This window comes from Pseudomonas sp. BF-R-01 (assembly GCF_019946615.1).
GTDB lineage: Bacteria > Pseudomonadota > Gammaproteobacteria > Pseudomonadales > Pseudomonadaceae > Aquipseudomonas > Aquipseudomonas migulae.
The window spans coordinates 50,476-58,261 of sequence record NZ_JAGYFX010000034.1 but is presented as its reverse complement, the minus strand read 5'-3'; the positions used below and the strand labels follow the sequence as shown (position 1 = coordinate 58,261).

Below are 7,786 nucleotides of genomic sequence, written 5' to 3'. Positions count from 1 at the left end.
ACAGTGACAGCAGTGGCGGCGTCAGCAGCGACGAATTGGAAGCCGCGCTGCAGGCCGGTCGCGAGAAAAACAGCAACAGCGCAACCGCTCAGGCGAACGTGACTGAAGCGCTGAATAAAATGATCGCCAACCTGAGCAAGCAGTACTCGCTCGACAAGGTGGCGACGGTGGGCAAGTACCTGAACGTTACAAGCTAATTGTAGGAGCCGGCTTGCCGGCGATCGGATCACCGCGGCGTTTGAGGTGAAACGCGGTGATGCCATCGCCGGCAAGCCGGCTCCTACAATTTATCGGCCATGAGTTTACGGTCGGCGATCTTCCACCCGCGCCTGACTCTTGCTCCAGTCGGTCAACAGGCTGTACGCCACGGCCAGCAACGTCGGCCCGATAAACAGACCGATGAACCCGAACGCAATCAACCCGCCAAACACGCCCAACAGCACGATCACCAACGGCAAATTGCCGCCACGACTGATCAGGTAAGGCTTGAGCACGTTGTCGACCCCACTGATGATGAACGTCCCCCACATTCCAAGGAACACCGCCATACCGTATTCGCCCTTCCAGGCGAGCCACGCCGTGGCCGGAATCCACACCAGCGGTGGCCCCATGGGAATCAGGCTCAGCAAGAAGGTGACGATGCCCAGCACCAGTGCCCCCGGCACCCCGGCAATCAGGAAGCCGATCAGCGCCAGCACCGCTTGCGCCGCCGCAGTCCCGATCACGCCGTTCACCACCCGTTGCACCGTACCCGCCACCAGTTCGATGTAATAACCGGCGCGGTCACCGATCAACCGTTGCAGCAGCCCATGGACAAACGCCGCCAAACGCGGCCCGTCCCGGTAGAAAAAGAACACGAACACAATGCTGAGTGTCAGCTCGAGAATGCCGCCGCCAATCTGTGCACTGCGCGCCAGCAACCAGTTGCCGACCTGCCCCAGATAAGGTTTGAGCGACACCATCATCGCCGCGCCCTGCTGATCGATGCTGTTCCAGATCACCACCAGACGCGCACCCACCAAAGGAATACTGCCCAGCCATGTCGGCGCCTCGGGCAGGCCATCCATCTGCACGTCCTTGATGAACGCCGTGGCATCACGCACATGGTCCGCGAGATTGAAACCCAGCCACACCAGCGGCACCGCCACCAGCAACATCCAGCCGAGGGTCAGCAATGCCGCCGCCAGGGACTCTCGCCCATTGAGCCAACGGGTCAGCAAGCGCATCAGCGGCCAACTGGCGAACGCAAGCACCGCGCCCCAGAACATGGCCGACCAGAACGGCGCCATCACCCAGAAGCTCGCGCCAAACAGCACCAGCAGCAGGATCTGCACCAACAGTCGATCGTTATTGATCATCCACGTCTCGAAAAAAGTCAGTCAGCCAATAAGAGTAGGCGAACGTGGCAAGCACGTCCGCCTGCCACAGCTTATCGCAACAGTTCGATGTGCAGGCCAGAGCCTTCGACGCTGCCGGTTTCCATCCTGGCCGTACGCACACCCTGGCCGATCAGGGCCTGGCGCCAGGCTTCGGCCTTCGGCCCGGACACACTGACCCGCAACGTGGTGTCCAGGTTCAGCCCTCGGGAGATCAGGCGCAGCCAGGTATCGTCAGGGTCGCCGGTCAGCTTGGGGAAATCGAGCTCGCCGGTGCTCTTGAGTTCTCGAAGCAAGGTGGCGGAAGTCGGCAGCAAATCACCCAGCGGCGCTGCGGCGTCGAACTGCTCGACGTGCAAATAGGCTTTGCGATTGCCGCGAGTGATGCTGTAGAGCGCCACCAGGGTGTTGTCCCGCGGCGCCGCCAGACGCAACAACAGGTAGGCCTGCTGATCGTCGGCCCCATAGAGCTTGGCATTGCCGAAGACCTCATTGGCCCACAGGCTGCTCTCGCCGCAATCGCGGGCCTGGCACCAGAACAGCAACTGGGCGTCCTGCTTCTGCAAGGCTTCGCGAGCCGCCGTGAAGGCTTCGGTGGAGGAATGCTCCGCAGGCAGTTCGTAGGTCACCGACGTGGTTTGGCCGCGGGCGCTGACCTGACCGTCGAAACGCAACTGCCCACTGATCTTGCGGATCGAGCCCAACGGGTAGATCCGTTCGAGTTCAGCGGTAGGGCGATAGTCGACGATCTGCGAATCGGCCAGGCGCGGCACGATCGGCAGGTCCTGACTGCCCGGCACATCGGCGGCAAACAGAGAAGGACTGAAACAACACAGCATTAGCAGACTGAGTGATCGCATGGACAGGCTCATCGGATCAGCATGGCCTGGGCACCCTTGACGACACTGGCGTCGTCGATGCGCTCGGGCACCAGCAAACCGCGCTGCACCGCCGGACGCGCCGCCATCGTCGCCATCCAGCGTTGCAAGGCCGACAAGCCGTCCACTGCCACACCGGACCACTCGTGACCACGGACCCACGGATAGGTCGCGATGTCGGCAATGCTGTATTCGTCCGCCAGAAACTCTACGTCTTGCAGGCGCGTGTCGAGCACTTCATACAGGCGTCGGGTTTCATGCTGATAACGGTCGATGGCGCCCTGGAGCTTTTCCGGAAAGTAACGGAAAAACACGTTGGCCTGGCCCTGCATCGGACCGATTCCACCCATCTGGAACATCAGCCACTGCAGCACCACCGAGCGCCCCTTCGGGTCCTTGGGCAACAGTTTGCCGCTCAGTTCTGCCAGATAAATCAGGATGGCGCCGGATTCGAACACGGCAAAATCGCCGTTGGCGCGGTCGACAATCGCCGGGATCCGGCCATTGGGGTTGATCTTGAGGAAGTCCGCGGACTTCTGTTCCTTTTTGTCGAAACTCAGGGCGTGCACCGTGTAGGGCAGGCCGAGTTCCTCGAGCACGATAGAGACCTTGTGGCCATTCGGGGTCGCAGCGGTGTAGAGATCTATCATGGTTGTCTCCCATTTCAACCCGCCCAGCCTCGACAGTTGCCCGGCGCAAGTCAAGGAACGGCGAAGAACCGATTGAAACAGTCTGCGACAAGGTCGGCACCGGATTCGTCATTCAGGTGCAAATGATGACCGCCAGGCAGCTGTTCACGGCTAAAGGGTAGACGCTCCAGCAACTCGGGATGTTTGGCGAGCATGCCGTCGGCCGCAACGACCAGCAGCGCAGGACAACTGACGCGCTGGACGAAGGCCATGGCTTGTTCGGTGGTCAGACGCAGCGGCGATGGCAGCGTCAGACGGCTATCGGTGCGCCAGGTGTAACCGCCCGGCACTGGCATCAAGCCGCGTTGCGCCAGCAATTCGGCGGCCTCGCGACTGACCGCCACCAAACCTTTCATACGCGCTTCGATGGCGCGATCCAGGGTGTTGTAGACCGGTTTGCTTTTCTCTCGCAGGTCCAGTTGCGCTTGCAGGGCCATGCCCATGCGCTCGGCAGCATTTTCGCCTTTGTCTGTAGGAGGAATGATGCCGTCGATCAAGGCCAGGTGCGTAACCCGCTCCGGCAGCGACCCGGCGATGATCAGCGAAGCGATCGCCCCCATGGAGTGCCCCATCAGCGCAAAACGCTTCAAGCCCAGCTGTTCGGCGACTTGCAGCACATCATGGGCGTAGTCCCACATCGCGTAGCCGGCACCCGTCGGGCGATGCCCGGAATGACCGTGACCGGCCATGTCCAGCGCGATGATGCGCAGCCCTTTGAGCTTCGGCGCCAACCGGGCAAAGCTGTTGGCGTTGTCCAGCCAGCCGTGCAAGGCAATCACCGGCAAACCGTCTTCGGGGCCGAACAGGTGCGCCGCCAGCTCAATGTGCGGCAGGCTCAGGCGGACTTCTTCGACGGCATGGTTCATGCGCAATCCTGCTGATGACGAGCGTCCCAGCGGCTGAACAGGTTTTTCAGCAGCGTGGCGGTGTCCTGGGGACGTTCGAGGGGAAACATGTGGCCGCCGGGCATGGTCAGGGATTCGCCCAACGGCATGCGCCCGACAGAATTGGCGTGATGGCGCATCACCACGCGGCTTTTGTGCCCTCGCACCACCGCCAGCGGCACTTTCAGTTGCCGTGCGCGACCGGGACTGGTGTGGGGCACGCCCCGGTAGATGCTGATTTCCGTGGCGGGATCGAAACGCAGACGCAGTTTGTCGCCGACCTGATGCAGGCCGTGTTGCAGGTAAGCGTCGAAACATTCAGGGTCGAAACCGCGGAACAGCGTTTTACCGGCGAAATAACGGCGGGCACTCTCGATATCGGCGAACTCTTCGCGACGCCCCAATGTGCGGCCGGCCGGGGTCAGGCGGTCGATAAAACCGAAACGCTTGGCCGCGAGGATCACCCATTGATCGGCGCGGGTCAGCACCGGTGAATCGAGCATCACCACGCCGCGATACAGCTCGGGACAACGCAATGCCGCATGCAGGTGCAGCACGCCGCCGAAGGAATGGCCGACGCCCCACACCGGTTCCGCCTGTTGCTTGAGGTGATGAATCAGCTCGTCGACCAGGTTGTGCCAGTTGTCATCCGCCGGGAAACGCGGGTCATGGGCGTGCTGCTCCAGATGCGTCACCTGATACTCGGGCGCCAGCGCCGCGAACAACTTGCCGTAGGTCCCGGAGGGGAACCCATTGGCGTGGGCGAAAAATATCTGCTGCGACATACCGGTCGTTCCATCAAACGAAAAACAGAACCTGATTGTCCGCAAGCCCACCGGGAACCGCAATGACCGTAACTGCCAGGAATGATGACAGTCGTGCCGTGGCTATGAGCGGCACGTTGGGTCGGACCTGTTATTTATGACAGTTGACAGTCAATCCTCATGACGCGGATAAGAGCACTGTCGCCAAGCTTCGGGCAATGCCTGTCATGACCCACGCCAACACGCCCGCTATTGCAGTGATCGACTCCCGCGGTCTGGGCGTGCGTGCCGTGGCGTATCACCGCCGCGACAACTCTGCAGCCGAAAGCTGCATTACCCAGCAGGTCCACGATGTTGCCGGGCGTGCCGTACTGAGCCGCGATCCACGGTTGTTTCGTTTACATCAGACAGGCCAGAGCGCCGCCAATCAAATCAGCGTGTTCAGCCTGTCGGGCGCCCTGTTGTTGTCCGAAAACAGTGATGCCGGCTGGCGCCTGGGCTTGCTCGCCGAGGACGGACAAGGCGTCGAAGGATGGGATCAGAAGCTCACCCATAGCCGCCTGCACTACGACGGGCAGCGCCGGCCGATCGCTTCATTCGAGAACGCCCACGGTGAAGCGCAACGCTGCATCGCGAGGTTTGCCTACGCGGCTGCCAGCGCCGATGAAAGCCTTAACCTGTGTGGCCAACTGATTCGCCAGGACGACACCGCAGGCACTTTGCACTACCTCTCGTTCGGCATTGGCGGCACACCGCTGCAACACAGCCGAACTTTTGTCGAAGATCCGCAATGGTCCGTGGATTGGCCCGTGACGGAAAGCGAACGCGATGGTTTTCTGGAGGATGATCCAGCGATCACCCGCCTTCACTGCAACGCCGTGGGCGACCCCATCAGGCAGGCCGACGCAAAAGGTAATACTCAAGCGTTCATTCAGACCCGTGCAGCCGAGCTGAAAGAAGTTCGCCTGACACTGGCCGGACAGACCGAGGAAAAAACCCTGGTCAGTGACATCCAGTACAACGCTTTCGGTCAGGTCGAGCGGCAACGTGCAGGGAATGGCGTTGTTTCGTGTGCGACTTTTCGCCCTGAAGACGGGCGCCTGGAACATCTGAAGGCTTACGTGCCAGATCAACCTGCGATCCAGGACCTGACTTACGAGTACGACGCCACAGGCAATATCACTGGCCTGACCGACACTGCCGACCCGACTCGCTATCACCGCAATCAGCGGATCGAACACACCCATCGCTACCGTTATGACAGCCTTTACCGACTGATAGCCGCCACCGGCCGACAGCTTCGCAATGCCGGCGGCGGGCCGCAGTTACCGGCGTTCCAATCTGCGCCCGACCCCGGGCAACTGGAAAATTACACGCGTATTTACACCTACGATGCCGCCGGCAACCTGGAAGTCATGCAGCATCAGGCCGACAGTGCCAGCCGCACCGAACGTACTGCCATCGCCGCTTCCAGCAATCGCAGCCTGCCTCAAAAGACCAATGGCGAGTTACCCGACGACAACGACATTGCCGCCAGTTACGACCTGAACGGCAACCGCATGACCCTCCAACCGGGACAAGACTTGCTGTGGGATTTACGCAACCAATTGCGCCAGGTCGATCGAGTGGTGCGCGAGGACGAGCCTGACGACACCGAGATTTACCTCTATGACGGCAGCGGCCAACGCCTGCGAAAGATCCGTCAGGCCTACACCGGCACGTTGACCCGCACCCACGAAACCCGCTACCTGCCGGGTGTGGAAATTCGCTCGTGCGCTGACGAAATCCTTCATGTCATCACGGTGGAGGCCGGGCGCGGCAAGGTGCAGATACTTCATTGGGAGAAAAAACCTGCGTCAGGCATTCCCCAGGACCAGCATCGCTACAGCTTCACCGATCATCTGAAGTCCAGCACCGTCGAGCTGGATGAAGCTGCGCGATTGATCACGTGGGAAAGCTACTACCCGTACGGTGGAACCTGCTGGTGGGCGGGGCGCAGCAAGCTGGAAGCCAGTTACAAAACCATTCGTTATTCGGGACAGGAGCGGGATGCCACGGGTTTGTATTACTACGGGTTTCGCTACTACATGCCTTGGTGTCAGCGGTGGCTGAGCGCGGATCCTGCGGGGACCGCTGACGGGTTGAATCTGTATGCGATGGTTCACGCAAATCCGGTGGGGCATGTAGATATCGCCGGACTGATAGATGACCACACGCTACAAACCAGAAACCTTCGCGATGCGTCTTCATCTGCCTTTGTGCGTGATTTCGTTTCCAGGGGTATGTCCGGCGTGATGCAAATGTCGACCATTGTGGCGTTGAACACCTTGCCAGCCAGTCGTGCTACTAACGCTGCACTGGAGGCAACCGCCGGCCTGCTTGATGGGATTGCCGTCGGGATTGTCGGTGGTGGTTTGGCTGCACGGTTTCATCGCAACGCAATGGTATTCGGTGCCATAGTTGGCTTTTTGACAGGCGCTTTACCGGCCGCGTTGAGTCATGACAGTGATTCAACGGACGAATCAGAGGTAGAACTGAACCAGACAGCCATCAACCGAATAGGCGCAACGGTAGGCGCTGTCACTCGAGAACTCTTACAACAGATACTCAGGGGGCATGGAGCAAACTTTCCCTGGGGCGATGTCAGCCTGGGAGATCGGGCGCCGACCGTTCATCGAACAGTCTTGGCCTATGCGGTAACTAACACACTCAATGGCGCGCTCGGTCGATTTGTCCCAGAGTCCATTCGCAGTTGGCTAGGTCCTTTGATTGAAGGGGCGGACGGGTTTGTCGGCACGTGGCTGCGGGGAAATCATCCAGATACAAACTATACAGCTGGTACTTCGCCGATTCAGAGTCCACCGCTCCTCGATACAGCATTAGGGGCGACCGGCAGGGTTACCTCCAGCCTGTTCATTTACGGCGTGAATACCGCGGTTGAAGCTGCGACGGCCAGCATCACCGGCCTGAGTGCCTCCGAACGCGGGGATTCGGTGAACATGCTAAGTGGAGCCATCGCCGGAGCCTTCATCGGGCTCGCTGACTATCGAGCTGTGGTCATGCCAGCCGCTCTGGACGGATACAGTGTATTTGATCCGCAGGCCGCAGCTCGCATTAGTCCAGACGTCCAGTCAACGGCGCCTAGATTCAGCAGCCGTTCTGTCGTCCGGCGCCATAGCGTTCATGACATCTGAA

The 7,786-nt window shown here is 60.4% G+C and carries 6 protein-coding genes and 1 pseudogene; 2 read left to right on the top strand and 5 right to left on the bottom strand.

Annotated elements, in window-relative coordinates; genetic code table 11:
- Positions 1–197, top strand: a pseudogene (locus KGB27_RS14980) (histidine kinase); the annotation flags it as partial.
- 105 nt (positions 198–302) lie between these two features.
- Here KGB27_RS14980 and KGB27_RS14975 read toward each other — a convergent pair.
- The 5 genes from KGB27_RS14975 to KGB27_RS14955 form a co-directional block, all read right to left on the bottom strand.
- Positions 303–1,358, bottom strand: a complete 1,056-nt coding sequence (locus KGB27_RS14975; protein ID WP_008029297.1) for an AI-2E family transporter — start codon at positions 1,356–1,358, stop codon at positions 303–305.
- A gap of 71 nt (positions 1,359–1,429) precedes the next feature.
- A complete protein-coding gene (locus KGB27_RS14970; RefSeq protein ID WP_008029299.1) occupies positions 1,430–2,236 on the bottom strand; it encodes a DUF4892 domain-containing protein in 807 nt (268 codons plus the stop codon).
- A gap of 8 nt (positions 2,237–2,244) precedes the next feature.
- On the bottom strand, positions 2,245–2,904 hold the full coding sequence (locus tag KGB27_RS14965; protein ID WP_008029301.1) for a glutathione S-transferase family protein: 660 nt from the start codon (positions 2,902–2,904) through the stop codon (positions 2,245–2,247).
- A 50-nt stretch (positions 2,905–2,954) separates the two neighbouring features.
- The gene (locus KGB27_RS14960; protein WP_008029303.1) at positions 2,955–3,809 is read right to left on the bottom strand and encodes an alpha/beta hydrolase; all 855 of its coding nucleotides are present in this window, start codon (positions 3,807–3,809) and stop codon (positions 2,955–2,957) included.
- Positions 3,806–4,612 carry an alpha/beta fold hydrolase gene (locus KGB27_RS14955; protein ID WP_008029305.1) on the bottom strand — a complete coding sequence of 269 codons (807 nt, stop codon included), beginning with the start codon at positions 4,610–4,612 and terminating at the stop codon, positions 3,806–3,808. The genes KGB27_RS14960 and KGB27_RS14955 overlap by 4 nt, the downstream gene beginning before the upstream one ends.
- Before the next feature lie 206 nt (positions 4,613–4,818).
- Here KGB27_RS14955 and KGB27_RS14950 point away from each other — a divergent pair, with 206 nt between their 5' ends.
- Positions 4,819–7,785, top strand: a complete 2,967-nt coding sequence (locus KGB27_RS14950; RefSeq protein WP_223555121.1) for an RHS repeat-associated core domain-containing protein — start codon at positions 4,819–4,821, stop codon at positions 7,783–7,785.
- Position 7,786: the final 1 nt, after the last annotated feature.

What these genes read in the sequence shown, in the direction of transcription:
- KGB27_RS14970 (WP_008029299.1), bottom strand. Translation starts at nt 2,236, where the DNA reads ATGCGATCACTCAGTCTGCTAATGCTGTGTTGTTTCAGTCCTTCTCTG.
- KGB27_RS14965 (WP_008029301.1), bottom strand. Translation starts at nt 2,904, where the DNA reads ATGATAGATCTCTACACCGCTGCGACCCCGAATGGCCACAAGGTCTCT.
- KGB27_RS14975 (WP_008029297.1), bottom strand. Translation starts at nt 1,358, where the DNA reads ATGATCAATAACGATCGACTGTTGGTGCAGATCCTGCTGCTGGTGCTG.
- KGB27_RS14950 (WP_223555121.1), top strand. Translation starts at nt 4,819, where the DNA reads ATGACCCACGCCAACACGCCCGCTATTGCAGTGATCGACTCCCGCGGT.
- KGB27_RS14960 (WP_008029303.1), bottom strand. Translation starts at nt 3,809, where the DNA reads ATGAACCATGCCGTCGAAGAAGTCCGCCTGAGCCTGCCGCACATTGAG.
- KGB27_RS14955 (WP_008029305.1), bottom strand. Translation starts at nt 4,612, where the DNA reads ATGTCGCAGCAGATATTTTTCGCCCACGCCAATGGGTTCCCCTCCGGG.